24 protein-coding genes are annotated in these 24,340 nt (G+C 72.4%); 16 read left to right on the plus strand and 8 right to left on the minus strand.

The window, feature by feature from the left end:
* Positions 1–38: 38 nt before the first annotated feature.
* The 3 genes from ABZU74_RS16535 to ABZU74_RS16545 form a co-directional block, all read right to left on the minus strand.
* Positions 39–590, minus strand: coding sequence for an ATP-binding protein (locus tag ABZU74_RS16535; protein WP_355424253.1), 552 nt, complete (start codon positions 588–590; stop codon positions 39–41).
* 155 nt (positions 591–745) lie between these two features.
* The gene (locus ABZU74_RS16540; RefSeq protein WP_355424026.1) at positions 746–1,582 is read right to left on the minus strand and encodes an oxidoreductase; all 837 of its coding nucleotides are present in this window, start codon (positions 1,580–1,582) and stop codon (positions 746–748) included.
* A gap of 34 nt (positions 1,583–1,616) precedes the next feature.
* Positions 1,617–1,949: a nuclear transport factor 2 family protein gene (locus ABZU74_RS16545; RefSeq protein WP_355424029.1), complete on the minus strand. Its 333-nt coding sequence runs from the start codon at positions 1,947–1,949 to the stop codon at positions 1,617–1,619.
* A 180-nt stretch (positions 1,950–2,129) separates the two neighbouring features.
* On the opposite strand from ABZU74_RS16545, the gene ABZU74_RS16550 reads away from it, so the two are divergent.
* On the plus strand, positions 2,130–2,516 hold the full coding sequence (locus ABZU74_RS16550) for a DUF2267 domain-containing protein (protein WP_355424032.1): 387 nt from the start codon (positions 2,130–2,132) through the stop codon (positions 2,514–2,516).
* A 122-nt stretch (positions 2,517–2,638) separates the two neighbouring features.
* Positions 2,639–3,040 carry a hypothetical protein gene (locus ABZU74_RS16555; protein WP_355424035.1) on the plus strand — a complete coding sequence of 134 codons (402 nt, stop codon included), beginning with the start codon at positions 2,639–2,641 and terminating at the stop codon, positions 3,038–3,040.
* Positions 3,041–3,072: 32 nt separating this feature from the next.
* Here the strand turns inward: ABZU74_RS16555 and ABZU74_RS16560 are convergent, their stop codons facing one another.
* Both ABZU74_RS16560 and ABZU74_RS16565 read right to left on the minus strand, forming a co-directional pair.
* On the minus strand, positions 3,073–5,478 hold the full coding sequence (locus tag ABZU74_RS16560) for a ricin-type beta-trefoil lectin domain protein (RefSeq protein WP_355424038.1): 2,406 nt from the start codon (positions 5,476–5,478) through the stop codon (positions 3,073–3,075).
* Between the two features lie 248 nt (positions 5,479–5,726).
* Entirely contained in the window at positions 5,727–6,593 is an 867-nt protein-coding gene (locus tag ABZU74_RS16565; RefSeq protein WP_355424041.1) for a copper resistance protein CopC, read from the minus strand.
* Positions 6,594–6,696: 103 nt separating this feature from the next.
* On the opposite strand from ABZU74_RS16565, the gene ABZU74_RS16570 reads away from it, so the two are divergent.
* Genes ABZU74_RS16570 through ABZU74_RS16580 form a run of 3 tightly spaced genes read left to right on the plus strand, consistent with a single transcriptional unit; the run spans position 6,697 to position 9,324 of the window.
* Entirely contained in the window at positions 6,697–7,173 is a 477-nt protein-coding gene (locus tag ABZU74_RS16570) for a hypothetical protein (RefSeq protein ID WP_355424044.1), read from the plus strand.
* 5 nt (positions 7,174–7,178) lie between these two features.
* The gene (locus ABZU74_RS16575) at positions 7,179–8,519 is read left to right on the plus strand and encodes a hypothetical protein (RefSeq protein ID WP_355424046.1); all 1,341 of its coding nucleotides are present in this window, start codon (positions 7,179–7,181) and stop codon (positions 8,517–8,519) included.
* Positions 8,520–8,556: 37 nt separating this feature from the next.
* The gene (locus ABZU74_RS16580) at positions 8,557–9,324 is read left to right on the plus strand and encodes a nucleotidyltransferase domain-containing protein (protein WP_355424049.1); all 768 of its coding nucleotides are present in this window, start codon (positions 8,557–8,559) and stop codon (positions 9,322–9,324) included.
* Positions 9,325–9,350: 26 nt separating this feature from the next.
* On the opposite strand, the gene ABZU74_RS16585 is transcribed toward ABZU74_RS16580, so the two are convergent.
* From ABZU74_RS16585 to ABZU74_RS16595, 3 genes are all read right to left on the minus strand, one after another.
* Positions 9,351–10,745, minus strand: coding sequence for an FAD-dependent oxidoreductase (locus tag ABZU74_RS16585; protein WP_355424052.1), 1,395 nt, complete (start codon positions 10,743–10,745; stop codon positions 9,351–9,353).
* Positions 10,746–10,930: 185 nt separating this feature from the next.
* The gene (locus tag ABZU74_RS16590) at positions 10,931–12,607 is read right to left on the minus strand and encodes a hypothetical protein (protein WP_355424055.1); all 1,677 of its coding nucleotides are present in this window, start codon (positions 12,605–12,607) and stop codon (positions 10,931–10,933) included.
* A 255-nt stretch (positions 12,608–12,862) separates the two neighbouring features.
* A complete protein-coding gene (locus ABZU74_RS16595; protein ID WP_355424058.1) occupies positions 12,863–14,437 on the minus strand; it encodes a bifunctional NAD(P)/FAD-dependent oxidoreductase/class I SAM-dependent methyltransferase in 1,575 nt (524 codons plus the stop codon).
* Between the two features lie 75 nt (positions 14,438–14,512).
* Between ABZU74_RS16595 and ABZU74_RS16600 the strand changes: the two genes are divergently transcribed.
* The 11 genes from ABZU74_RS16600 to ABZU74_RS16650 all read left to right on the plus strand — a co-directional run bounded on the left by ABZU74_RS16600 (position 14,513) and on the right by ABZU74_RS16650 (position 24,283).
* Positions 14,513–15,109 (plus strand): helix-turn-helix transcriptional regulator, encoded by a 597-nt coding sequence (locus ABZU74_RS16600; protein WP_196923396.1) that lies wholly within the window; start codon positions 14,513–14,515, stop codon positions 15,107–15,109.
* Positions 15,110–15,245: 136 nt separating this feature from the next.
* Positions 15,246–16,109 (plus strand): alpha/beta hydrolase, encoded by an 864-nt coding sequence (locus tag ABZU74_RS16605; protein ID WP_355424061.1) that lies wholly within the window; start codon positions 15,246–15,248, stop codon positions 16,107–16,109.
* Between the two features lie 9 nt (positions 16,110–16,118).
* Positions 16,119–17,672: a hypothetical protein gene (locus ABZU74_RS16610; protein ID WP_355424063.1), complete on the plus strand. Its 1,554-nt coding sequence runs from the start codon at positions 16,119–16,121 to the stop codon at positions 17,670–17,672.
* Between the two features lie 208 nt (positions 17,673–17,880).
* Positions 17,881–18,864, plus strand: coding sequence for a dehydrogenase (locus ABZU74_RS16615; RefSeq protein ID WP_355424066.1), 984 nt, complete (start codon positions 17,881–17,883; stop codon positions 18,862–18,864).
* A gap of 2 nt (positions 18,865–18,866) precedes the next feature.
* Complete coding sequence (locus ABZU74_RS16620; RefSeq protein ID WP_355424069.1) at positions 18,867–19,265, plus strand: 6-carboxytetrahydropterin synthase; 399 nt, start codon at positions 18,867–18,869, stop codon at positions 19,263–19,265.
* A gap of 62 nt (positions 19,266–19,327) precedes the next feature.
* Positions 19,328–20,356 carry a glycosyltransferase family 4 protein gene (locus tag ABZU74_RS16625; protein WP_355424256.1) on the plus strand — a complete coding sequence of 343 codons (1,029 nt, stop codon included), beginning with the start codon at positions 19,328–19,330 and terminating at the stop codon, positions 20,354–20,356.
* Positions 20,353–21,171 carry a class I SAM-dependent methyltransferase gene (locus tag ABZU74_RS16630; protein WP_355424072.1) on the plus strand — a complete coding sequence of 273 codons (819 nt, stop codon included), beginning with the start codon at positions 20,353–20,355 and terminating at the stop codon, positions 21,169–21,171. Before ABZU74_RS16625 ends, ABZU74_RS16630 begins: the two co-directional genes overlap by 4 nt.
* A gap of 66 nt (positions 21,172–21,237) precedes the next feature.
* Positions 21,238–22,176 carry a lysylphosphatidylglycerol synthase transmembrane domain-containing protein gene (locus ABZU74_RS16635; RefSeq protein WP_355424075.1) on the plus strand — a complete coding sequence of 313 codons (939 nt, stop codon included), beginning with the start codon at positions 21,238–21,240 and terminating at the stop codon, positions 22,174–22,176.
* A 58-nt stretch (positions 22,177–22,234) separates the two neighbouring features.
* Positions 22,235–22,927 (plus strand): GTP cyclohydrolase II, encoded by a 693-nt coding sequence (gene ribA, locus ABZU74_RS16640; protein ID WP_355424078.1) that lies wholly within the window; start codon positions 22,235–22,237, stop codon positions 22,925–22,927.
* Positions 22,924–23,631 carry a dihydrofolate reductase family protein gene (locus ABZU74_RS16645; RefSeq protein WP_355424081.1) on the plus strand — a complete coding sequence of 236 codons (708 nt, stop codon included), beginning with the start codon at positions 22,924–22,926 and terminating at the stop codon, positions 23,629–23,631. The genes ribA and ABZU74_RS16645 overlap by 4 nt, the downstream gene beginning before the upstream one ends.
* A 94-nt stretch (positions 23,632–23,725) precedes the next feature.
* The gene (locus tag ABZU74_RS16650) at positions 23,726–24,283 is read left to right on the plus strand and encodes a DinB family protein (protein ID WP_355424084.1); all 558 of its coding nucleotides are present in this window, start codon (positions 23,726–23,728) and stop codon (positions 24,281–24,283) included.
* Positions 24,284–24,340 lie beyond the last annotated feature (57 nt).

The raw sequence follows: 24,340 nt of genomic DNA on the forward strand, positions 1-24,340 counted from the left end.
CCAACCTGGCCTGGGCGGGCGGGGATCGCCGCCGACGTTCACAGACTCAGACGAATCCGTACGACGGTCTCCTCGGGGCCGGTGAGCACCGCTACCTCGTCACAGATCTGCTCGACGATCGCCAGCCCGCGACCCCGCACCGAGTCGGCGGCCGGCATGCTCCGGCCGAACACCCGCGTCGGCCCCTGGTCGACCACGTCGCAGAACAGCTGACCCGGCTCGGCCCAGAGCCGGACCCAGCCGCCGCCCGTCGTGTGCTGCAACGTGTTGGTGGCCAGCTCGCTGACCGCCAGCGTCAGGAGCTCCACCCGCTCTGCCGACAGGCCGCGGGCCAGCGCCCCGGCGCTGACGAACGCGCGCAGCGCTCGTATGTCGGTCGCGACCTGATACGTCATGGTGTCCGCGGGGTGGGTGGGGGCACTCTGCTCGGCCACGGTCTCCCGTCGCTCGCCCGGCATCAGCCCGCCCGCTGCGGCTGCCCGGCCAACGGCACCGCGTTCCGCGCGGGTGTCGTGGGCGTGCGAGCCTCGAAGTGCGCCATCGGGCAGCCGGAACCCTTCTCGTAGCGACAGCTGTAGTCGCCACATCATGTCACCCACTGACCTCTTCGCTGTCTCGTCCGTTCGGCGGTTGATCACCTGCGGGCCGGCCCGACCAGCCTCGGCACGCCGGGCACGCCCGATGAGCCCGGCCGTCCCGCCCCCCTGCCGGCCCCGCCGGTCCCGCCGGTCCGGCAGGGGGCGGGTCAGGGAGACGCGTCGAAGGCGATCGACTCGCTCAGCTCCCGCCACCGCGCGTCCGAGGTGGCGAGGGTCTCGGCGGCCGCCTGGGCGGCCGCCACGGCGTCGGCGCCGAGCAGCAACCGCAGCGGCGGGTCGTCGACCCGGGTGATCCGGATGATCGCCTGGGCGGCGCGGGCCGGATCGCCCGGCTGGGCGCCACTGGTCTGACGCAGCCGCTGCACTGCCGGGTCGATGACCGGCCGGTACGGTTCGCTGATCGGCAGAGCGCTCATCGAGGAGCCGGCCCAGTCGGTGCGCAGCCCGCCCGGCTCGACACTGGTGATCCGGATCCCGAACGCCTCGACCTCCCTGGCGAGCACCGCGGAGAAGCCGCTGACCGCCCACTTGGCGGACTGGTACGCGCCCAGACCCGTGCTCGCGACCCGGCTGCCGACACTGGAGATCTGCACGATGTGCCCCCGCCCCTGCTCGCGCATCACCGGCAGGGCAGCCCTGGACAGATTGACCACGCCGAAGAAGTTCGCCTCGATCTGCGCCCGGAAGTCGTCCTCCGACATGTCCTCTATCGCGGCGACGTCGGCGTACCCGGCGTTGTTGACCAGGATGTCCAGCCGCCCGAAGGTGTCCACGGCGGTGCGTACGGCGGCGCGGGCGGCGGCCGGGTCGTTGACGTCGAGGGCCACCGCGCGGACCCGGTCACCGTGCCGGTCGACCAGGCCGTCAAGCTGTGCCGGGTTGCGGGCGGTGGCCACCAGGTGGTCGCCGTCGGCCAGAACGGCCTCGGCGAGGGCGCGGCCGAGGCCACGCGAACAGCCGGTGATGAGCCAGACTCGCGGCACGGGCTTCCCTTCGTGTCGGTGGATCAGCTCGCCGTCAGGGACGGATGTCGAGGGCGCCGATCAGCCCGTCGCGGAGCGTGAACCGGTACCGCAGCTCGATCGGGCTGCCGGGGAAGTCGCCGGACACCCGGGTGAGGGCCAGGTAGGAGTCGCCCGCCTGCGGGGTGACCCGGACCGGTTCGGCGGTGTACGCGTAGGCGTCCATCGTCTTCTGCCGCCAGGCGCGGATCGAGGCCCGCCCGTCGTACAGCCGGTCCTCGTCCGCGACGCTCGCGGTGTCCGCGAAGCAGCCGACGAAGGCGTCCAGGTCCCGGTCGTTGACGGCCCGGAAGTACCGGTCGATCACGTCGGGCAGGTCGAGGGCCATCTGCTCCTCCTGCGGCACGGGCCGCCGTCGGGCAGCCGTCGGGTTCCCGGTCCGACCTCACCGTACGAGAAGTGGACCGCAGCGCGCGGAGCAACAAGCAGAACCATCCCGCTGCGGCTGCCGGGTTTGCTGGCGGCGGGCCTGGGTAGCCACGCGTCTCCGAAGGCGAAGGGCGGGGGCATGGCCGAGCTGGCGTTCGTCGACAAGGTTGCGGCACGGGCGGGTCTCCCGCCGGAGCAGGCGCGCCCGCTCACCGAGGCGGTCCTACGGACCCTCACCGAGCGGCTCTCCGGCGGTGAGGCGGGCGCTCTGGCACCCCACCTGGCCGACGAGTTGAGCCCGCTGCTGGTCAAGGCAGCCGAGCCGCCGGAGACGTTCGGCTACGACGAGTTCCTGCGCCGGGTGGCCGACCGCGCCGGCATCGACCGCCCGGCCGCCGAGCGGGGCACCCGCGCGGTGCTCCAGACGATGCATCGGGTAATCGGGCACCGGGAGTTCGAGGACGCCCTGGCCCAACTCCCGGCGGACCTGCGGGCGCTGGCGCAGCCGCTGCCGCACGGCCCCTGACCGACACCTCGGCTCCGACCCGAGGCGTGTCTCCCACGGCACTCTGAACGGCGGTCTTCTCCCGGCGGGGACCGGCGGGGGATGATGCCGGTGCGACAGTGGTCGACCGTGGAGGTCAGGCGATGGCAACCCGTACCCCGGATGGTGTGGAAGGACCGCGCGCCCGGCTGCGTGGCGGTCTGCTGTTCGCCGCGTTCGGCCTGCTGGCATATGCCGGCGTGACCGCTGTCGACGCGCCGACCCGCGCTCTGGGGCTGTCCTGGTCGATCATCGGAGCGGCCGGTGCGTTCGGCGTGCTGACCATCATGCTCGCGGCCCGACGCCGGACTCGGCGCCTGGCGGACGCGGCACGCCTGCTGATGGCGGTGGCCGCGCTTGCCGCGTTGGCGGTCGGGGTCGGGTTGGCGCCGGAGGGCGCCGAGCGCGGGTTCGTCATCGCGGTGACCGGGGTTCTCGCCGCGGCGCTGGCGCTGTACGCCCTGCTCGCCGGTGACCTGCGCCGGACGACCCGGGGCGCGGCCTGACCGGCAGGTCAGACCACGCCCCTTGTCGACGGTCAGCCGGTTACCCCGCTACTGACCACCCACTTCTGGTGTGCGCTGCCCGCGTACGTGCCGAGCTGGATCTGGGTGCCGTCGCCGGTGTTGCCGCCGGCGGCCTCCATGATCTTGCCAGACTGCGGGTTGCGGATCGACCCGTCGGCCTGCGGCTGCCAGACCTGCGCGCCGGTGCCGTTGCAGGTCCAGAGCTGGATCTTCGTGCCGTTCGCGGTGCCGCCGTTGTCGATGTCCAGGCACTTGCCGAGCACCCGGTAGGTGTCGCCGACCCGCGTCCACGACTGCGCCGCGGTGCCGTTGCAGGTCCAGAGCTGGATCTTCGTACCGTCGGCGGTGCCGGCGTTGTCGACGTCCAGGCACTTGCCGCCGACGCCGGTGATGGTGCCGCCGGTCGGCGGCGGCGGGCTGCCCGGAATGGAGTTGAGCGTGTACCAGGCCTCGGTGCTCCACAGTGACTGGCCACTGGTGGAGGTGAACGGGCGCGGCGAACGCAGGTGCACCACCCGGCCGGCCTTGCGACCGGCCACCGCGAGGCTCACCTTCTTTCCGTCGGCCGATAGGGTGGCCGAGGTGACGGTGAGTGTCTCCTCGTCGATCTTCGGGCCGCCGTAGTTCGACGTCGCCACGTACCGCCATTGCTTGATCTTGTAGCGCGCGGCCAGCTCGGCGGCGGTCGCCGCCGAGACGGGCTGGGTGTACTCCACCTCGAAGCCGGTCGTGGTGGCGCGCATCGCGAGCATCTCGAACGTGGTGGAGGTGTTCGGGGTGAGCTTCTGCAGGCCGTACGACAGCTTGCCGGTCTGGCCCCAGTTGCCGCCCGCGCCGAGCCCGCCGACGTAGATCGCGCCGTCCGGGCCGACGTTGACCTCGGAGACACCCGCCTCCAGGCCCTGGGTGAGCCGGAACAGCGCGCCCTGGTACTCGCCGTTGACCTTCTCCACATTCGCCCGTTGCAGGCCACCGTAGGTCACGTCGCCGATGACGAACTGGCCGGCGTAGCGACCGCTGGTCAGATAGAGCGGCGTGCTGGGCGAGTTGGCGATCTCGTTCTGCGGCATCCAGAGCACCGGCTGCGTGACCAGTGCGGTGTCGAACGGGCCCGCCGGGTTGGTGTAGTGGTTGAAGAACCGGCCCTGCTTGACGTGCACCAGCTTCGACGAGGGCAGCCAGCCACCCTGGTTGTCGGTGACGAAGATGCCGCCCTCCGGGCCCCAACCGATGCCGTGCGGCGTACGCAGGCCGCCGGCGACGTAGCTGACCGCGCCGGTGTCCTTGTTGACCTTGAGGGTGGTGCCCCGGTTGGTGGCGGGCTGCGGGTTGGTGGTGGCGCCGCCCGAGTTGATCGACACCGACAGGTTCAGATAGAAGAACCCGTCCTGGTAGAGCAGGCCGAATGCGAACTCGTGGAAGTTGCCGCCGTACGGCCAGGTGGCGACCGTCTCCAGGCGCTCGGCCACCTCGTCACCGCCGGTGTTCACCAGCCGGGTCAACCGCTGCTTCTCGGTCACGTAGACCACCCCGTCGACAACCTTGAGCCCCATCGGTTCCTTCAGGCCGCCGGCGATCTTCTTGGTGGTCACGGTGCCCGGGCTCGTCGACCCGCCGGTGTTGCCGAGGATCCAGACCTCGCCGTCCTGGGAGGTGCCGGACTGGTCGCTACCGCCCCAGGTGCTGATGACCAGGCGGCCGTCGGTCAGCCAGTCCATGCCGGTGACCTTCGGCTGGAAGCCGCTGGGCCGCAGGTTGGTGAGCGTGTATCCGGGGTGCACGCCGGTCAGCGGCAGGCCGTCACCGGGGGAGTCGGCGACCCCCTCGCACTCCTTGCGTCCGGGTGCGGTCACCCGGACCACGCCGGCGTCGGTGCTCAGCGCCGAGTTCGGTACGACCACGAAGGCCGACGAACCGGGTGTCTTCCACTCCAGGGTGATTTGCTGGCCGCCCCCACGCTCGAAGTGGTCGATGCGCAGCGGGTGCAGACCTGCGGTGAGGGTGACGGTGCCCTCCTTGGGCGGGGTCGCGCCGTGCAGGCCGTCATGGTTGATGACCACGGCGTTGTCGATCGACAGCTTGGAGCCGTCGTCGCTGCTGAGCCGGAACGTGTAGCTGCCGGCCTGGGTGGTGGTGATGTTGCCGAGCACCTGCGATACGAAGTTGTCCTCGAAGCCGAAGTCGGCCGCCGAGGTCCAGTTGATGGTGGACATCAGCTTGTCCACGTTCGGGGTCTGGGCGGGCTTGAGTGTGCACAGCTCGGACAGCGGCACCTGCACGTCGAAGACGCGCAGCGTGACGCCTGGTTCCTGCGCGGGGGCGGCGGTCGCCGGGACGGCCCAGAGACCGGAGGCGAGGACGAGTGCCAGGGCACCCAGGACGGGATGGTGGAGGCGGCGTAGCAGGGGTGTGGCCATCGATCCTCCAGGAGGCGGTGGAGTGTCCGACGGCCGGCGTGGATCAGCGGTGAGGATGACCGTCGGCCCGGCTCCGTAACGTCCTCGACGCCGACGAGTGACGTTGCGGAAACACCGGGTGGATGGCTCGGAACATTAAGGTGTTTCGATTGGACTGTCCATGGCTTCGCCTCGATACATCAAAAGTTTCCAATGTCCGTGCGAAAGTTCGGGGCGGTACGCGAAGAATGCCGGGTACTGCGGTGCCCCTAGCGCCGTCCGCGCCGCGCCGGACCACCGGACCGATTGCCGGTCTTCCGAGTCGGGCTGACGGACGTGCGGGTGGCGGCGCCGCCCCGGCCCGCCGCGCCGGCGGGCCGACGAGCAGGCGTGGAGGCTCCGCGTGCTGCGGGCCGCCGGCGGGCCGCCACCAGCACCATCGCCGAGACCACGACGACGATCAGGGCCGGGACCAGCCAGGCCGGGAACCCACCGCCGCGTTGCTCCTGCGCGGCGCCGGCCGGGTCGTCCGCCGGAGTGCCGGTCGGGGCGACCGGGCTGCCGGTGGCAGCGGAGCTGGTCGAGCCCTCGCCCTCGGCCTGGGCGAGCAGCGCCGGGTCCGGCCCCGCCGTCGGCGCCGACCAGCCGGCCGGGGCCGCCGTGCCAGGACCCTGGTAGTCGAACGTCACCTCGCCCCGCACCGCCTCACCGTCCGAGGCGACCGAGAGGTAGCTGGCGGTGTAGCGGCCCTTTGCCGGCCAGTGCGCCACGGTCACCATGGCCGGAAAGCCGGTGTGGTACAGCCGTGGCTCGAACACGCCGTTGACCATGAAGTATTCGGTGACCGGCTTGTCCAGTCGCTTCGGCTCACCGTGGGACCAGCCATTGTCCACTCGCGACCCGTCCGGCCCACTGATGGCGAAGTGCGCGTTCGACGCCGGCTTCTCGGTGAAGTACAACGCCAACTGGGTCAGCGGCTGGCGTACCACGGTCCCCTTCAGCGGAGTGGAGGTCGCCAGCTGGCCGTGCGCGGACGCCGGGCCGACCGGCAGCAGCAGCGACACCACCAGGGTCGCCGCCAGCGCCGCCACGGCAAGACTCAGGACCTTACGCACAGTGGCCGGCTTCGATCGCATCCGTTCATCATGGTCATTTCCCCGTCACCGAACAAGACGTAGAGTTCTCCTCCCCGACGATCAACCCGACACCCGTCCCCCTCGCGTCGTTCGGAGTCCGCCCGTGTTCGTCCGTACCCCCGCCGCCCGCACCGCCGCCACCCTCGCCGCCACCGCCCTCGCCGCCCTGCTCCTCGGCGCGTGCGGGCAGGACGACGACCCCTCCGTGGCCACCCCCTCGACGGTGCCGACGTCCGCCGCCCCGTCGAGCGCCACCCCCGCCGCGCCGACCCCGACGGCCACCGGCACACCCAGCGTCTCCGCCAGCACCGCCCCCGTGGACCGAGAGATCACCGTGACGATCGCGAAGAAGCGGGTCGATCCGCCGACCGGACGGGTCACCGTCAGTAAGGGTCAGCTGGTCCGGATCACCGTCACCTCGGATGTGGCCGACGAACTGCACGTGCACGGCTACGACCTGGGCGCCCGGCTGCCGGCCGGCACGCCCGGCTCGGTGGAGTTCCGGGCCGACAAGACCGGGCTGTTCGAGGTGGAGACGCACGATTCCGAGCTGGTGCTCTTCCAGCTCGTCGTCCGCTGAGCGGCATGACGGCCGCTCCCACGCTGCTGGCACACGGCGTCGGTGGCCGCCAGGACCTGCCGATCACGCTGCCACAGCTCGTCGTCGCCGCCGCGCTGACCCTCGTCGTCACGTTCCTGGCGCTGGGCCTGCTCTGGCGCGAACCCCGACTCGACCGGGACGCCACCGGCGGTCGCCCGGTGCCGCGCCGGCTCGCCCTACTCGTCGACGCGCCCGCCTTCCGGTGGGCGCTGCGCGGGCTCGGCCTGCTCGCCGCCGCCTGGTTCTGCCTCGGTCTGCTGGGCGGGCCGGACACCGTGGACAACCCGACCGCCGGCGCGCTCTACGTGCTGCTCTGGGTAGGGCTGGCCCCGCTGTCGCTGCTGCTCGGCCCGGTCTGGCGGGCGGTCAACCCGCTGCGCACCGTGCACCTGCTCGCGGCGCTGGCGGCGCGGCGCGACCCGAACCGTGGGCTGCGTGAGCTGCCCGAAAGCGTCGGGTGGTGGCCGGCCGCCGCCACGGTGTTCGGGTTCGTCTGGCTGGAACTTGTCGCCCCCGACCGGGCCACACTGCCGGTCATCACCGCCTGGCTGACCGGGTACGCGGTGGTCCTGCTGGCCGGGGCCGTGGTGTTCGGCGCCGGATGGTTCGACCACGCCGACCCGTTCGAGGCGTACAGCAGCCTTATCGGACAGCTCGCCCCGCTCGGCCGGGCCGCCGACGGCGTCCTGGTGTGGCGCAACCCGCTCGACGGGATCGCCGGCCTGCGACCCCGCCCCGGGCTGGTCGCCGTGGTGATCGTGCTGCTCGGCTCGACGATGTACGACAGCCTCTCCAACGCGCCGGGCTGGTTGCGCTTCAGCCAGGAGAACGGCCTGCACCCGGCGGTCACCGGCACCGCCGGTCTGAGCCTCGTCATCGCCGCCGTCGCTGTGGCGTACCTCGCCGCCACCGGCGCCGCGGCGCGCATCGGTCGCGCCGACGCGGGCGACGCCCGTGCGATGCCGGGCGAGATCGCCCACTCCATCGTGCCGATCGCAGTGGGGTACGTGGTGGCGCACTACTACTCGCTGCTGATCCTCGAGGGCCAGCGCACCGTCGCGTTGCTCTCCGACCCGCTCGGCACCGGCGCCAACTGGCTCGGCACCGCCGACTGGGAGCCGAACACCGCACTGGTCACGCCCTCCGGGGTGGCCGCCCTGCAGATCACCGTCATCATCCTCGGGCACCTGCTCGGCACCCTGCTCGCCCACGACCGCGCCCTGTACCTGTTCCCCCGGGCCCGGGCGGTGGCCGGCCAACTACCCCTGCTGGCGCTGATGGTCGCCTACACCGTCGCCGGTCTGCTGCTGCTCTACGCGGGGTAGGTCCGGCCCGGTCCCAGCCCGTGCGTCATGATGGCCCGTGCACTCCGATCTTCAGCGCTACCTCGAGGACCTGGTCAGCACCGCCCGGGACGTGCTCGGCACCGACCTGGTCGGGGCGTACGCCGCCGGCTCGGTCGGGCTCGGGGCGTACCAGCCGGGCCGCAGCGACGTGGACGTGGCGCTGCTCAGCGCCGGGCCGCTCGCCGAGGCAACCAAGCGGACGTTGGTCGCGCGGCTGCGGCACGAGGCGCTGCCCTGTCCGGCGCGCGGGCTGGAGTTGGTCGTCTACGACCGGGCGGTGGCCGCCTCCGGCACCCCCGAGCCCGGCTTCGAGGTCGAACTGAACACCGGGGCCGGCATGCCGTTCCGGCGCACCCTCGACCCCGCCGACCGCCCGGATGCCGACGGCCGATTCTGGTACGGCCTCGACCGCAGCATCCTGCACCAGAGCGGACTCGCACTGCTCGGCCCGCCAGCGGGGGAGGTCTTCGCCGACCTCGCCCCGGCCGACCTGCGCCGGCTGCTCATCGAGGCGCTGACCTGGTGGCTCGCCCTACCCACCCCGCCGGCCGACCAGCCCGCACCCGGCACCGAGGACGCCGTGCTCGGGGCCTGCCGGTCGCTGGTGCGCCACCGCGACGGCATCTGGCTCGCGAAGACAGCGGCCGGTCAGCGGCTGATCGCCGCGGGCGACCCGGCCGAGGTGATCCAGCGGGCGGTCGCCGCGCGGCACGGCGGACCACCGCCCGCCGGGGCGCAGGCCCGCGCCTTCCAGCAACGGGTACGCGACGAGATCGCCGGGTAGCCGTTGCGCGGGCGACTTCCCGCCGCTCAGCGGACCGGGCGGGATTCCAGCGAGGCGAAGAGCAGGTTGAGACCCTCGGTCATGGTCGGGTGGGTGATGACCGCGTCCCGCAGGGCGGTCCACGGCATCCCGGCGAGCATGGCCAACTGCACCGAGGTGATCACCTCGCCGGCCTCTGCGCCGAGCAACGCCGCGCCGAGGATCCGGTCGGTGCTGGTGTCGATGACCGCCTTCCACATTCCCCGGGTCTGACGCAGGGTGCGGGCCCGGGGGATGGCGGCGACCGGCAGGTGGGCGACCTCGACGTCGTACCCGGCCCGGCGCGCCTCGGTCTCGGTCAGCCCGACCCGCGCCAGCTCGGGGGTGGTGAAGACGGTGTACGGGATCAGCCGGTCGGCGGTGCTGCGCTGGCCCCCGGCGAGGTTCGCCCGGATGATCCGGTAGTCGTCCAACGAGACGTGGGTGAACTGTGGGCTGCCGGCGACGTCTCCGGCCGCCCAGGTGCGCTCGGCACTGGTGCGCAGGTGTTCGTCGACCTCCACGAAGCCCCGCTCGCTGAGACGTACGCCGGCCGCGTCCAGGCCGAGCCCGTCGGTGACCGGTTCCCGGCCGGCCGCCACCAGCACGTCGTCCCCGATCACCACGCTGCCGTCGTCAAGCGTCACCCGCAGTGCGCCGTCGGCGTCCCGGTCGACCCGCCCGACCGCGACACCAACCCGTACGTCGATGCCATCGTCGAGGAAGACGCGCATCACCGCGTCGCTCACATCGGGATCCTCCCGGGTGAGCAGCCGTGGACCGCCCTCGACCAGCGTCACCGCGCTGCCGAACAACGCGAACATCTGCGCGAACTCCACCCCGACGGTGCCGCCGCCGAGCACCACCAGCCGGGCCGGCAGCCGATCCAGGCGCAGCAGCTCCTCGCTGGTGAGCACCCCGGCCTCGGCCATCCCGGGCACCGACGGCAGATGGGGGCGGGTGCCCGTGTTGATCACCACGTCACTGCCGCGCAGTAGTCGCTCACCGCCGTCGTCGAGTGCCACCCGCACGGTCCGTGGGCCGACGAACCCGGCCTCACCGATCACCAGGTGCAGGCCGGAGTCGAGGAACTGCTGCCGGTTCGCGGCGACCATCCCCTCGACCACGTCCTGCTTGTGCGCGCGCAACAGGTCCACGTCGACCCGGCCGCCCTCCACCACCAGGCCGAGCGCCGACGCGTCCCGTAGCTGACGAGCGGCCCGTGCGCTGGTCACCAACGCCTTCGTCGGGATGCAGGCGACGTTGATGCAGCTGCCGCCGATCATGCCGCGTTCGACCATGGCGACCCGCTGCCCGGAACGGGCGACGTCCATGCTCAACGTCTTGCCGGCCTTGCCGCCACCGACCACGAGCAGGTCGAACTCCTCCGGTTGGTCGGTCACCGGGCGCTCCTCTCGGTCACCGGCCAGGCCGGCGGCCACCGCTGGTGCGCGGCGGCCAGCCCAGCCTGCCAGCTCCGTCGGGTACGGCGATCCGGTTCCGCGCAGAATCCGTCCGGGCCACCATCCGGACCTGATCGCCGCTGGTCAGCCATTGCCCGTGACCTGTCGTTCGCGTACCGCTGAGGTCAGTGCCGGGACGCGCCGTTCTCGCTGACCGGCTGCCCGAAGGCCAGGAACGGTACGGGCGTCGGCGCGTCCGTGCCGATGTGCCGAGGGAAGGCCGGCTCGGCGTCGTCGGCGCTCACCTCCCGGGTGGCCGTACGGTCGGGCGCCGGCTCGTCCGCCGCCGGTGCGCCACCGTGCTCGCCGTTCGCCTGCTCGGCCGGGGCCTGGTCGCCGTTCACCTGCCCGGCCGGGGCCTGGTCGGCGGGGCCACTGTCGAGCGGGGCGCGGCCGGCAGTGGCGCGGTCGGCGTCCGCATCGTCCGGGGTGGGACGCTCGGTGGAGTGCCGGTCGACACCGACGCGGTCGACGTTGAGCCGCTCGACGCTCACCCGCTCGGGGGCGGGTCGGTCGACGCTGGAACGGGAACCCACCATCGGGTATTCAGCGGTCTCCGTACCGCCGGCTGCCGCGGCCATGACCGCGGCGGCGGCGAGGTCCGCCACCCGCTTCGCCTCCCGCTGTACGCGGGCGCGGACCTCCTTGGCGTGCCGCTCGGCGGAGTCCCCGGCGCGGCGGGCCTCCTCCAGTCGGGCGCTCTCGGCGGTCAGGTCCCGGCGGACGTCACTGAGCCGCTGCTGCATCCGGGACAGCTCGTTCTCCAGCGCCTCGCCCTCCTGGCGGATCTCGGCGAGCTGCTGGCGGCCGGTGTCCAGTTCGGCGTGCAGCTCCGCGGCCTCCTGCCGGCGCTCCTCAAGCTCCTTCTGCAGGACGGCGAGCTGCTGCTGATGGCTGGCGGCCTGCTCGTCGGCGCGGTTGCGCAGCTCGGTGACGTGCTGCTGTGCCTCGGCCAGCAGCGCGGCGATCTGCTGCTCGGTCGCGCTGCGCTGCTCGGCCAGCTCCTGCTCGGCGGCGGCCTGCTGTTCGGCGATGTCCTGCTCGGCTGCGGTACGCCGTTCGTTGACCTCCCGCTCCACGCTGGCCTGCCACTGGGTCATCTCCTGCTGGTGCTTGGAGCGGGCCGACTGGAGTTCCTGCTGGATCTGGGTTCGGGCCGACTTCATCAGCGCGTCTGCGGCGACGCGGGTCTGGTTGAGCTGCTGCGCGCTCTGTTCGGTGATCCGCTTGGCCTCGTGCTGGGCGCGCTCGTGCGCGGCCTCACCGTCGGCCCGCAACTGCTCGGCGTGCTCGCGGATCGCGGTCAACTCGGCCTCGGCCAGGGTGCGCCGTTCCTCGTGCGCCTGCTCCTGCTCGGCCCGCCGGGCGGCCAGCTCCTCGGACAGGTCCTGACGTGCCTGCGCGGCCCGCTCACGGGTGTCAGCGAGAATCCGCTCCGCTTCGCTGCGCAGCTCGTTCGCCCGGTCGGTCGCCGACTCGGTGATGATGCCGGCCTGCTTCTCGGCGAGTGCCATGATCTCGCCGACCATCGGGCCCAGATCGTGGAACGAGGCGCGGTCCACCTGCACGGGTTGCTCCTGAAGCTCGGCCAGCTCGGCACGCAGCCGCTGCACCTCGGCGGTCAGTTCACGGACGCGGACGGCGGAGCGCCCGTGCTCCCCACTCAGCATCGCGATCTGACCGTCGAGCTGCTCCAGGTGCCGGTCCACCTGGCGTTTGTCGTATCCGCGCAGGGCGAGCTCGAAGCTCGGCCGGGAGGCCGCATCGTCGCGTGCTGCGTGCGGCTCAGCGCCGATGGACATGCACCATCCTCCGTACGATCGGGGCGTCAGGGTCGGCGGTCGCCTGCCCCACGGGCCGTCAGTGTGGCGCAACGCTACCGCCGAGCGGACCTCAGGCGAAGTCCTGCCCCACCACCTCTCACGTTGTCGCCCCGCGTTGCCCCGTTCCCGCGCCGATCATGGACTCGTGGTGCCGGAACTGTGGTGCTCCACCACCTTTGTCATCCGGCGTAAGTCCATGATCGACGCAGGTCGACGTGGGGACGCGGGGCGAGGTCAGCGTCGGCGGGCGACCAGGACCGCGTCGTGGTGGGTGACCTCCTCGCCGTTCGGGGTGGTGGCGAGGCGGGAGCGTTCCTCCGCCGTCAGCACCTCCCAGCGGGCCGGGTCCAGATCGGCGGCCACGTCCTGCGCGGTGTACATCATGTCCGGCATGTGCATCCGGTGCGCCGACCCCCACAGATCCGACGGGTGGTGCCCGACGATCAGCAAAACGCCGCCCGGTGCCACCGCCGCGCCCAGCCGGCCGAACAACTCCCGCCGCTGCGCCGGGGGCAGGTGCATGAACTGCGCGGACACCAGGTCGTACGCCTCCTCTGTGGGCGGCTTGTCCCGCAGGTCGGCGTGGGTGAACTCGATCCGGTCACCCACGCCGGCGGTCTCGGCGTGCGCGGCGGCCCGGCTCAGCGCCGTGGTGGAGATGTCCACCGCCGTCACCTGCCAGCCGCGCTCGGCCAACCACACCGCGTCGGCGCCCTCGCCGCTGCCCACGTCCAGCGCGCGTCCCGGGGCCAGGTCGGTGACCTCGGCGACCAGTTGCGGGTTCGGCCGACCACTCCACACCGACGGGCGGGACTGGTAGCGCTCCTCCCACGCCGGCTCCTCGAACGTCGTGGCCACCAACTGCCGGTACGCGGCCACCGCGTCGCGGGTCTCCTCGGCGATGAGATCAGCGTTGATCGCCGCTGCCGCGTTCAGCCCGGCCCCGGCGGACGTGATCACCTGACCGCGGATGTCGGCCACGTTGCCCGCCACCCAGACACCACTGACTGTCGTCGCACCTGTGGCGTCGGTCGGGATCTGGGCGCCGATGACGTGCTCACCCATCGTCACCTCCTCCGGGGCCAGACCCAGCCCCACCAGCACGTCGGCGCGGGGAGTCAACCGCGTCGCCACCACGATCGCGTCGAGCGCCACCACCCGGCCGTCGGCGAGCCGTACGCCGGTCAGCGCGTCGTCGGTCACCTCCACCGCGGCGACCGGACCGGGCACCACCGCGATGCTCCGGGCGGCGAGCCGCTCGGCGGTCTCCGCGTCCGGCGCCGGGGCGTCGTGCAGCAGGAGCAGCACGCTGGAGCTCCACTGTCGCCACATCTCGGCCTGGTGCACGCTCAGCGGGCTGGTCGCCAGGACGCCGATTCGCCGGTCCTGAACCTCCCACCCGTGGCAGTACGGGCAGTGCAGCACGTCGCGACCCCACCGCTGGGCCAGGCCGGGCACGTCGGGCAGCTCGTCGGTCAGACCGGTGGTCACCAGCAGCCGGCGGGCCCGCACCGACGCCCCGTCGTCGAGGCTCAGCCGGAACCCGTCGTCGTCCCGGGTCGCGGCCTTCACCCGACCGGTGCGGAACTGCCCGCCGTACCCGGCCACCTCGGTCCGGCCGATGGCGAGCAGCTCGCCCGGCGGCGTTCCCTCCCGGCCCAGGTAGTTGTGTATCCGGTCGGCCGGCGCGTTGCGCGGCTCACCGGAGTCGATCACCAGCACCGATCGTCGGGCCCGGCTCAGCGCCAGGGCTCCGCTGAGCCCTGCGGCGCCGCCGCCCACCACCACCACGTCATATGTCTCGTCCACCGGTATCTCCTCTTGCTCTGTCGGCTGCGCCCACGATCCGTCGCCGTCGGCAAGGTGGCAACTATCCTTGCCGTTATGGCAAACGAGGACAGCGCCGCACTGGCGGCCGTCGGCCCCCGGTTGCGTGCCCTGCGTCACCAACGCGGGACCACGCTGACCCAGCTCGCCGATCTGACAGGCATCTCGGTGAGCACCCTGTCCCGGCTGGAGTCCGGTAGCCGCCGCCCCACCCTGGAGCTGCTTCTCCCACTGGCGAGGGCCTACCAGGTGGCGCTCGACGAACTGGTCGACGCCCCCGCCACCGGCGACCCCCGGGTACGCCCGAAGCCGATCGTCATCCACGGCGTGACGTACCTGCCGCTGACCCGCCGACCGGGCGGTGTCCAGGCGTTCAAGCAGATCTTCCCGCCGGACCCGTCCGCCGGGGGCCGAATCCCGCAGGCCCACGAGGGGTACGAGTGGCTCTACGTGCTTTCCGGCCGGCTCCGCCTGCTGCTCGGCGATCGTGATCTGACGCTGACCCCGGGGGAGGTGGCCGAGTTCGACACCCGCATCCCGCACCTCTTTTTCAACCCCGGCCCCGGCACCGCCGAGGCCCTCAGTCTCTTCGGGCCGCAGGGGGAGCGGCTGCACGTCCGCGCCCGCCCCGCCGCGCCCGACAAGCAGCAGTGATCGACTCGGCTTTCGTGACATCGGGGCGTCCCCGCCACCGGGACACCCCGACAGCACCCACCCGGTGTCGATCAAGGCCAGACGTGTCCGGTCCGCTGCTCGGCACACCCGGGATCGTCGGTGCGAAGATGGCGTGATGATCGATGCGGCATCCCGAGGCTGGACCGACCGGGTCGAGCACCGCGACATCGTGGTCAACGAGGTCCCGGGCTTCCGCCCGCTGACGTTGGACCTTGTCGTGCCGGCCGGGGCCCCCGCACCAGCCCCGGTTCTGGTGTGGATCCACGGTGGCGCGTGGTTGTTCGGCTCGCCCAAGCAGCCGGCGGACTGGCTCATGGAAGCGGATCCGTTCACCGCCGCCATCCGGGCCGGATTCGCCGTCGCCTCAGCGCAGTACCGGCTCAGCGGCGAGGCCCCCTTCCCCGCCCAACTCGACGACGTCAAGGCGGCGGTGCGCTGGCTGCGCCGACAGGGCGAGACGGTGGGCGTGGACCGCGAGCGGATCGGGGTGTGGGGCGAATCAGCCGGTGGACATCTGGCCTCGATGGTCGCGCTGACGGGGGACGACCAGGACGACAGCCGCGTCCGGGCCGCGGTCTGCTGGTACGCGCCGTCGAACCTGCTGACCATTCAGTCGCAGGCCCATCCAGCCGGGACGATCGACCACGACGCGGCCGACTCGCCGGAGTCCCGCCTGATCGGTGCCCCGTTGGCCGGGAACCCTGAGCTGGGCCGGGCGGCCAGTCCGATCACCTTCGTCACCGACCAGGCTCCGCCCATGCTGCTGGTGCACGGCGACCAGGACCTGGTCGTACCGGTCGGGCAGAGCGAAGAGCTTGCCGCGGCATTGACCGCGGCGGGCGCCGAGGTCGAGTTGTCGGTGGCGCAGGGAGCCGACCACTGTTTCGCCGGAGTGCCGCTGGAGCCGCTGATCCGCGACAGCCTGGCGTTCTTCACCCGAGTCCTCGCGCCCGACACCGGGGTGCCGCCGCCTCACTAAGGTGACCCGGTGACCGCCCACGACATCGCCGCCAGACTTCCTGACATCGACCGGCTGCGGCAGCGCTGCAAGGCACTGGCCGTGCTCGAGCGCATCATCGACGGCGGGGACCCCTACTACGCCTACACCTCGAGCTGGGGCACGGACGAGGCGGCGCTGATGAGCAACGGCAGCGGCGACGAGTGGGCAGTCGTGTTCACCCCGGACGGCGCCTTCATCCGACTCTTCGACCATGAGTCGGCGATGTCGCCGTACCGTCATCCGGACCACGAGCTGTGGCCGGGCCTGGTCGACGGTGTCCCGGAGGTGCTGCGTCCGCAGGTGACGGAACCCGCCTTCTGCGACGAGGCCGGACGACTCATCGCGACGACGGTGCTGTGGCGGCTGGCGGGGGACGATCGCTGGCACGCCGGCGACCGCATCGCCTTCCGACCACCGCGCGGACCGTACGACGACAGCGACCCGGACGGGTCCGGCATGCTCGACATCCTGCTCGACGACATCGTCGACCGTTTCGTCGAGTTCGCCGTCGACTACTACGAGATGCCTGTGGACCGGGCGGCAGTCGAGCACATCGTTGCCCATCGACCGCTCACCGACACCGTGACACGGGCCCTGAACCCGCGGCTCAGTGTCGCCGACCTGCGGACGGACATCGCCGCGATCGGCTATCCGATCGCCGGGGACGGCGCCGCGACGGTCGAGGTCGGGCCTCATGGCGCGTTCTCCGTGAACACCGTGGGACAGGCCAGCGTGCCCTTCCCGTTGAGCTTCAGCGTTCGTGAGGCAGGCGGCTCCTGGATGGTGAGCGCGACAGCGGCGCAGGCCTCGGAGCTGGTCGACGTGCTCATGCCTGCCGGGAACGACACCATCATGGTTGTCGGTCTGGAGACCAACAGCTTCCTGGACGAGGAGTATCAGCAGTGGCGGCCGTCGCAGATCGCGGCGGAGCAGGGCGTCAGCTTCGAGGTGCATCAGGTCGGCGCGCTGGCAGCCGGGGTCGTCGGCCTCAGCGAAGAGGCCCTGCTGATCCGCCGGGAGCAGCTGCAGCGGTTCCTGGCCGACTGGTACCCCTACGAGCTGACACTTGTCGACGTGCCGGGTTCCCCTTCCGCCGAGCGCATCGACGAGATCATCGTCGTCATCGGAGCGTCCACCTTCGGCGAGCCGGTCCTGCCTGCTCTCGCAGGCTCACGCCTGCTGTTCTCCGGGCACGACGACTGCTACGTGGCTGTCGAAACGACGGACCGCGCGGTGCCCGCCGCGGTCCTCGGCCGGCTCCTGGCCCTGCTGGTCGGCTCGGCGCTCGTCGACACGACGGCGGTGGCGGTGACGGCGCCCGACGTCGAGACCGTGCAGAGCCTGATCGAGGAGAGCCGGCACTGGGTCGGCGAACTCGACACCGCGACGCGGGACTCGGTGACCGTCGATCTGCACGCCATGTCCGAACCGTGGCGGCTCGACCGGGCGGTTCCGAAGCAGGTCGATCGCAGGATGGTTTACGACGTCGCGACCAGGGTCTGGCGGTTGACCGAGGTGGTGGCGCCACCCCCGAATCAGTGACCGTGACTGTCGCGGTCATCGTGGCGCGGGAGCCGGACCGGTTGGTGAGGGTGAAGCACCCTATCTCAGCTCTCTTCGAATGGTGGTCATGTCGGGCGGGCTTCGAACTGTGCGCGCCGAACTTCCGTGTTTATGATCGACAACCCCGACCGGGGGACCCCGACATGGCCGATCGGTTCGGCCCGAAGCAGAGCTGAGGTGCGCGACGGTGATCCGCGAGGCGTCCGCCTGTTGGGTGCGTGAACCCGGCGTGGCCGAGATCCAGCCGGTGTCCCTGACCGACCCGGGCCCCGACGAGGTGCTGGTCCGGGCCCGCTACTCGGGGGTCAGCCGGGGCACCGAAACGCTGGTCTTCGCCGGCCGGGTGCCCGCCGACCAGTACGCCACGATGCGCGCGCCGTTTCAGGAGGGCGAGTTTCCCGGCCCGGTGAAGTACGGCTACCTCAGCGTCGGCGTGGTCGAGCAGGGCCCGCCGGAGCTACGTGGGCGGACGGTGTTCTGCCTGCACCCGCACCAGAGCGCGTACGTCGTGCCGGTGAGTGCTGTGGTGCCGGTGCCGGAGGGGGTGCCCGCCGCCCGAGCGGTGCTCGCCGGAACTGTGGAGACCGCCGTCAACGCGCTGTGGGACGCGGCGCCGCTGGTCGGTGACCGGGTCACCGTGATCGGCGCGGGCATGGTGGGCTGCTGCGTCGCGGCGCTGCTGGCCCGGTTCCCCGGCGTGCACGTCGAGTTGGTCGACACCGACGCGCGCCGGGCCGGCGTGGCCGGGGCGCTCGGCGTCGACTTCGCCAGCCCGGCCGACGCCCGCGGTGACCGGGACCTGGTCGTGCACGCCAGCGCCACCGCCGCCGGCCTGCAACAATCGCTGGACCTGCTCGCCCCGGAGGGCACGGTCATCGAGCTGAGCTGGTACGGCGACCGGCCGGTGCAGGTGTCGCTGGGTGGCGCGTTCCACTCCGGTCGACTGACAGTGCGCAGCAGTCAGGTCGGCATGGTGGCACCCGCCCGACGGGGCCGGCGCAGCTACGCCGACCGACTCGCGCTCGCCCTGGACCTGCTCGACGACCCGGCCTTCGACGCGTTGATCACCGGTGCGTCCCGGTTCGCGGAGCTGCCCGACGTGCTCGCCAGACTCAGCTCGGGCGACCTGCCCGCGCTCTGTCACCTCATCACCTACGACGACGGAGAGTGATCGTGTTCAGCGTGACCGTTCGGGACCACATGATGATCGCCCACAGCTTCCGAGGCGAGGTGTTCGGGCCCGCCCAACGCCTGCACGGCGCGACGTTCGTGGTGGACGCGACGTTCCGCCGGCCCGAGCTGGACGCCGACGGGATCGTTGTGGACATCGGCCTGGCCACCGAGCAGCTGCGGGCCGTGCTGAGCGAGCTGACCTACCGCAACCTCGACGACGAACCGGCGTTCGCCGGGGTGAACACCACCACGGAGGTGCTGGCCCGTACCGTCGCGGACCGACTGGTCGAGCGGGTGCACGCGGGTGAGCTGGGCGCGGGGGCGCGCGACCTGACCGGCATCACTGTCACCCTGCACGAGTCGCACATCGCCTGGGCCAGCTACGAACGGTCGCTGTGACCGACGCGGGCCGGTCGGACGCGAGCGACGCCGACCCGGTCCTCCGCCGGCACCCCCGGGTGGTGCACGTCGTCCTGCCCGGCGACATCGACGACCCGACCACGCCCAGCGGCGGCAACACCTATGACCGGCGGATCTGCTCGGGGCTCGGCGAGTGCGGCTGGGTGGTGCACGAGCATGCGGTGCCCGGGGCGTGGCCGCACCCGGGCCAGGCCGAACGGGCGGAGTTGGCCACGCTGCTGGCCGCCGCGCCCGACGAGGCGGTGGTGCTGCTCGACGGTCTGATCGCCTCGGCCGTGCCGGACCTGCTCGCCCCGCACGCCCACCGCCTGCGCCTGGTCGTCCTCGTGCACATGCCGCTGGACGACGAGGCCGAGGGGCGGGCGCTGGCCACCGCGCGGGCCGTCGTCACCACCAGCGAATGGACCCGCCGCCGTCTGCTGACCCGCCATTCGCTGCCCGCCGACCGTGTCCGGGTCGCGCCGCCGGGTGTGACGCCCGCGCCGCCGACGCCCCCCGGCTCGGCCACCGGCGGCCGGTTGCTCTGCGTGGCCGCGGTCACCCACCACAAGGGCCACGATGTGCTGGTCGACGCGCTGTCCGTGGTGGCCGAGGGGCCCTGGACGCTGGTCTGCGCCGGCACGCTGACCCGGGAGCCCGAGCTGGTGCACCAGCTGCGCGACCGGCTCGCCAGCGCCGGCCTCGCCGACCGGGTCCGACTGGCCGGCCCGCTGACCGGTGCGGCGCTCGACGCCGCGTACGACAGCGCGGACCTGCTCGTGCTGCCGTCGCGAGGCGAGACGTACGGCATGGTCGTCACCGAGGCACTGGCCCGCGGCCTACCGGTGCTGGCCACCCAGGTGGGCGGACTACCGGAGGCGCTGGGCCGCACTCCCGACGGTGACCTGCCGGGGCTGCTGGTCCCGCCCGACGATCCGGCCGCGCTGGCCGGCGCGTTGAGCTGGTGGTTGGGCGACGACGAGCTGCGGGCCCAGCTGCGGTGTGCGGCCCTCGCCCGGCGCGACACCCTGACCGACTGGCCGGTGACGACCGCGCTGCTGGCCGCAGTGCTCGAGGAGGTGGCGGGATGACCGTCGAGGAGACCCTGCCGTTCGCCGACTGGCTGATGCTGCGCGAGGCGGCCGACGCGGCCGCCCGTGACGAGGACCTGGTGAACGCCGTACGCCTCCAATTGACCGGCCGGCATCCGACGGTGATCCACGACCTGGGCAGCGGCACCGGCTCGATGAGCCGCTGGCTCGCCACCCGACTGCCCGGACCGCAGCACTGGGTGCTGCACGACCGGGACGCCGACCTGCTGGCCCGGGCCGCCGAGGGCATGACCGGGGTGAGAGCCGCCGACGGCGCCCCGGTCACCGTCAGCACCCGCTGCGGCGACCTCACCCGGCTGACCGCCGCCGACCTGGCCGACGCGTCAGTGGTCACCGCGTCCGCGCTGTTGGACATGCTGACCGCGGAGGAGGTCGAACGGGTGGTGGCCGCCTGCGCTGGCCGGCCGGCCCTGTTCGCCGTCTCGGTGACCGGGCGGGTCCGGTTCACCCCGGTCGACCCGCTCGACGAGGTGGTCGGGGCAGCGTTCAACGACCACCAGCGGCGTACCGTCGACGGCCGGCGGCTGCTCGGCCCGGATGCCGCCGCCGTCACCGCCGCCGCGTTCGCCCGGCGCGGCGTGGACGTGCGGGAACGGCCCAGCCCGTGGCGTCTCGGCCCGGAGCAGGCCGACCTGGCCGCCGAGTGGTTCCGGGGCTGGCTGGGGGCGGCCTGTGAGCAGCGCCCCGACCTTGCCGGCCCCGCCCAGGCGTACGCCCGCCGCCGGTTGGCCGACGCGGCGGCCGGCCGACTCACTGTCCTGGTCGACCACACTGACCTCCTCGCCGGTGGATGAACCGTTCACGCCCTGGGTACGTGCACTAGGGCAAGTGGACGATCTTCAAGGGGAGGACCGGCGCCGATGTTCTGGGCCTGGGCACGAGTGGTCGGCGGGGTGGGTCTTCTCGCCGTCCTGCTGTGGCAGGTGGGCACTGGCCCGTTCCTCGCCGGAGTACGACTGATCGACGCGCCAGCGTTGGCGGCGGCGCTGGTCATCGGAGTGCTCACCACTGTCTGCGCGGCGTGGCGGTGGAGCCTTGTCGCCGGCGGCCTCGGCGTCCGCCTGCCTCTGGCCACCGCGGTGGCGCACTGCTACCGGGCCGTGTTCCTCAACGCCACCCTGCCCGGCGGGGTGCTCGGCGACGTGCACCGGGCGGTACGCCACGGCCGCGACGCCGGTGACGTCAGCCGGGGCATCCGCGCGGTGGTCTGGGAGCGTACCGCTGGGCAGGTGGTCCTGGTCGGAGTCGCGCTGGTGGTGCTCACGGCCTTCCCGTCCCCGGTACGGCCGTACCTGCCGGTCGCCGCCGCGCTGCTCCTCGCCGGTGGGCTGGTCGCCGTGCTGGTGGCCCGGGCCCTCCCGAACGGCGGCGGCTCGCGCTGGGCGACGGCACTGCGTACCGCAGTGGCGGACGTGCGGTCGGGGCTGTTGGCGCGGCGTACCTGGTTCGGTGTGCTGGTCACCTCGGCCGTGATGGTCGCCGGTCACCTGGCCACCTTCCTGGTGGCGGCGCGTACCGCCGGCTCGGACGCCCCGCTGTCCCGACTGCTGCCGTTGACGCTGCTCGCCCTGCTCGCGATGGGCCTGCCGTTGAACGTGGCCGGCTTCGGGCCGCGCGAGGGGGTGGCAGCATGGGTGTTCGGCGCGGCCGGCCTCAGCGCGGCCGAGGGTGTCGCCACCGCGACTGTCTACGGTGCACTGGTCTTGGTGGCCAGCCTGCCCGGGGCCGCCGTGCTGCTGGCCCGTCGGCGTCGGATTCCGGTCGCCGCCCGGGAAGCCGCTTCCGGCGGCGACTGTTGAGTCGGTTGTGAGACGGTACGCGTCGCCGGACGGCGGCGGCGCCGGACAAAGGAGTCCCATGCCCGAAGCATTGCCGGTTGCCACGATCCGCACGCAGGTCACCGTGCCGCTGGCCTTTCCGGACGGTTACACCACGACCGCCCGGGTCTTCACCTTCAAGGGCCTGGTGGACGGTCGGGAGCACCTGGCCCTCGGCCTCGGCGACTGGGCGGGCACCCTGGACCGGCTCGCCGCCGGGGGAGAAGCCCCGCTGGTCCGTCCGCACAGCGAGTGCCTGACCGGCGACGTGTTCGGCAGCCAACGCTGCGACTGCGGGCCGCAACTGCGCGAGGCGGTGCAGCGGATCGCCGAGACCGGCGGTTTTCTGCTCTACCTGCGACAGGAGGGCCGCGGCATCGGCCTGTACGCCAAACTCGACGCGTACGCGTTGCAGGACGCCGGGTTGGACACCTACCAGGCCAACGTCGCGCTGGGGCGGGGCGAGGATGAGCGGGACTACAGCGCCGCCGCGCAGATGCTTGCCACGTTGGGTGTGCCGCGGGTTCGACTGCTGAGCAGCAACCCGGACAAGGCCGAGCAGTTGACCCGGCTGGGCGTGGACGTGGCCGAGCGGGTGCTCACCAGCATCTTCCTCTCGCCGGCCAACGCCGACTACCTGGCGGCGAAGGCGGCCAAGGCGGCGGAGGTCGAGGCGGCGGAGGCGGCGGAGGCTCTCGCGGGTCGTCCTTCTGAGCGGCCCGTCTCCCGATGAGCTGGCGGTCGGAGCCGGCGCGCCCGTACGTGCTGCTGAGTTGTGCCGCCTCCATCGACGGGTACATCGACGACGCCTCCGAGAAGCGGTTGCTGCTGTCCAACGAGGCGGACCTGGACCGCGTCGACGCGGTCCGGGCCAGCTGCGATGCCATTCTGGTCGGCGCCGGCACCGTCCGCCGTGACGATCCTCGGCTGCTGGTGCGCTCGCCGAGCCGCCGGGCCGAGCGGGTGGCGGCCGGCCGGCCCGCCTCTCCCACCAAGGTCACCCTGACCGCCCGGGGCGACCTCGACCCGACCGCCCGCTTCTTCACCGCCGGTGACTCGGCCCGGCTCGTCTACTGCGCCACCGGCGCGCTGGTGAAGACCCAGGAACGGGTCGGTCGACTGGCCACCGTCGTCGACGCGGGCGAGCCCGTCGACCCGGCCTGGGTGCTGACCGACCTGGTCGCGCGGGGTGTACAGCGGTTGATGGTGGAGGGCGGCGGGACGGTGCACGCCCAGTTCCTCGCCGCCGGTCTCGCCGACGAACTGCACCTGGTGGTCGCCCCGTTCTTCGTCGGTGACGGTCGGGCGCCCCGGTTCGTCGGCGAGGGTCGCTTCCCCTGGCACCCGGGTCGCCGCGCCCGCCTGGCCGAGGCCCGCCAGATCGGCGACGTGGTCCTGCTCCGCTACGCCCTCTCCGACCGCTGCCCCGCCGACTGATCAGGGCCGCCGCACCGAGCCGCCGGGCTCTGTCGCGAGCCGTCGGGTGATTATTCTGTCGACGGCGGTGCCGGCGCCCGGACAGAATTCCCGGATGTCCGTTCCGCCGCTGGCCCTTCTGCGCTGGCAGTTCGACCTGACCTGGTCGCTGTTCGAGTACCACCTCGAGCGACTCGATGCCGCGGATTTCCTGTGGGAGCCGGCCGCCCACTGCTGGTCGGTGCGGCAGGGCACGGACGGCACCTGGGTTCCGGACTGGGCCGACACCGAACCCGACCCGGTCCCGGTGCCGACGATCGGTTGGCTCACCTGGCACGTCGGCTGGTGGTGGACCGTGACGATGGACCATCTCCGGGGGGTGCCGGCGCGGGACCGCACGGCTGTCGCCTGGCCGGGCCCGGGCGAGCCGAGTGTCGCCTGGCTGCGTGGCCTGCGCTCCGAGTGGCTGGGTCTACTCGACCAGTTCAGCGAGCGTGACCTCGACCGCATCGCGACGTTCCCCTGGCCGGACGGGACCGACCACACCGTCACGCACACGATCGGGTGGGTCAACTCCGAGCTGATGAAGAACGTCGCGGAGATCGGTCAGCTCCGGCTGCTCCGTGCCGCACGGACCGATCCGGACGGCCCGACTCGACCAACTCGACCGTGAGTTACCTGGCCGCCTCCACGCTGCGTTCGGCTGGCCCACCAGCTCGATCTGCCGAGG

The organism is Micromonospora sp. NPDC005171 (assembly GCF_040608575.1).
In the GTDB taxonomy this organism is placed as follows: Bacteria; Actinomycetota; Actinomycetes; order Mycobacteriales; family Micromonosporaceae; genus Micromonospora.

What these genes read in the sequence shown, in the direction of transcription:
- ABZU74_RS16535 (WP_355424253.1), bottom strand. Translation starts at nt 590, where the DNA reads ATGATGTGGCGACTACAGCTGTCGCTACGAGAAGGGTTCCGGCTGCCC.
- ABZU74_RS16545 (WP_355424029.1), bottom strand. Translation starts at nt 1,949, where the DNA reads ATGGCCCTCGACCTGCCCGACGTGATCGACCGGTACTTCCGGGCCGTC.
- ABZU74_RS16550 (WP_355424032.1), top strand. Translation starts at nt 2,130, where the DNA reads ATGGCCGAGCTGGCGTTCGTCGACAAGGTTGCGGCACGGGCGGGTCTC.
- ABZU74_RS16555 (WP_355424035.1), top strand. Translation starts at nt 2,639, where the DNA reads ATGGCAACCCGTACCCCGGATGGTGTGGAAGGACCGCGCGCCCGGCTG.
- ABZU74_RS16560 (WP_355424038.1), bottom strand. Translation starts at nt 5,478, where the DNA reads ATGGCCACACCCCTGCTACGCCGCCTCCACCATCCCGTCCTGGGTGCC.
- ABZU74_RS16565 (WP_355424041.1), bottom strand. Translation starts at nt 6,593, where the DNA reads ATGCGATCGAAGCCGGCCACTGTGCGTAAGGTCCTGAGTCTTGCCGTG.
- ABZU74_RS16575 (WP_355424046.1), top strand. Translation starts at nt 7,179, where the DNA reads ATGACGGCCGCTCCCACGCTGCTGGCACACGGCGTCGGTGGCCGCCAG.
- ABZU74_RS16590 (WP_355424055.1), bottom strand. Translation starts at nt 12,607, where the DNA reads ATGTCCATCGGCGCTGAGCCGCACGCAGCACGCGACGATGCGGCCTCC.
- ABZU74_RS16600 (WP_196923396.1), top strand. Translation starts at nt 14,513, where the DNA reads ATGGCAAACGAGGACAGCGCCGCACTGGCGGCCGTCGGCCCCCGGTTG.
- ABZU74_RS16605 (WP_355424061.1), top strand. Translation starts at nt 15,246, where the DNA reads ATGATCGATGCGGCATCCCGAGGCTGGACCGACCGGGTCGAGCACCGC.
- ABZU74_RS16630 (WP_355424072.1), top strand. Translation starts at nt 20,353, where the DNA reads ATGACCGTCGAGGAGACCCTGCCGTTCGCCGACTGGCTGATGCTGCGC.
- ABZU74_RS16635 (WP_355424075.1), top strand. Translation starts at nt 21,238, where the DNA reads ATGTTCTGGGCCTGGGCACGAGTGGTCGGCGGGGTGGGTCTTCTCGCC.
- ribA (WP_355424078.1), top strand. Translation starts at nt 22,235, where the DNA reads ATGCCCGAAGCATTGCCGGTTGCCACGATCCGCACGCAGGTCACCGTG.
- ABZU74_RS16645 (WP_355424081.1), top strand. Translation starts at nt 22,924, where the DNA reads ATGAGCTGGCGGTCGGAGCCGGCGCGCCCGTACGTGCTGCTGAGTTGT.
- ABZU74_RS16650 (WP_355424084.1), top strand. Translation starts at nt 23,726, where the DNA reads ATGTCCGTTCCGCCGCTGGCCCTTCTGCGCTGGCAGTTCGACCTGACC.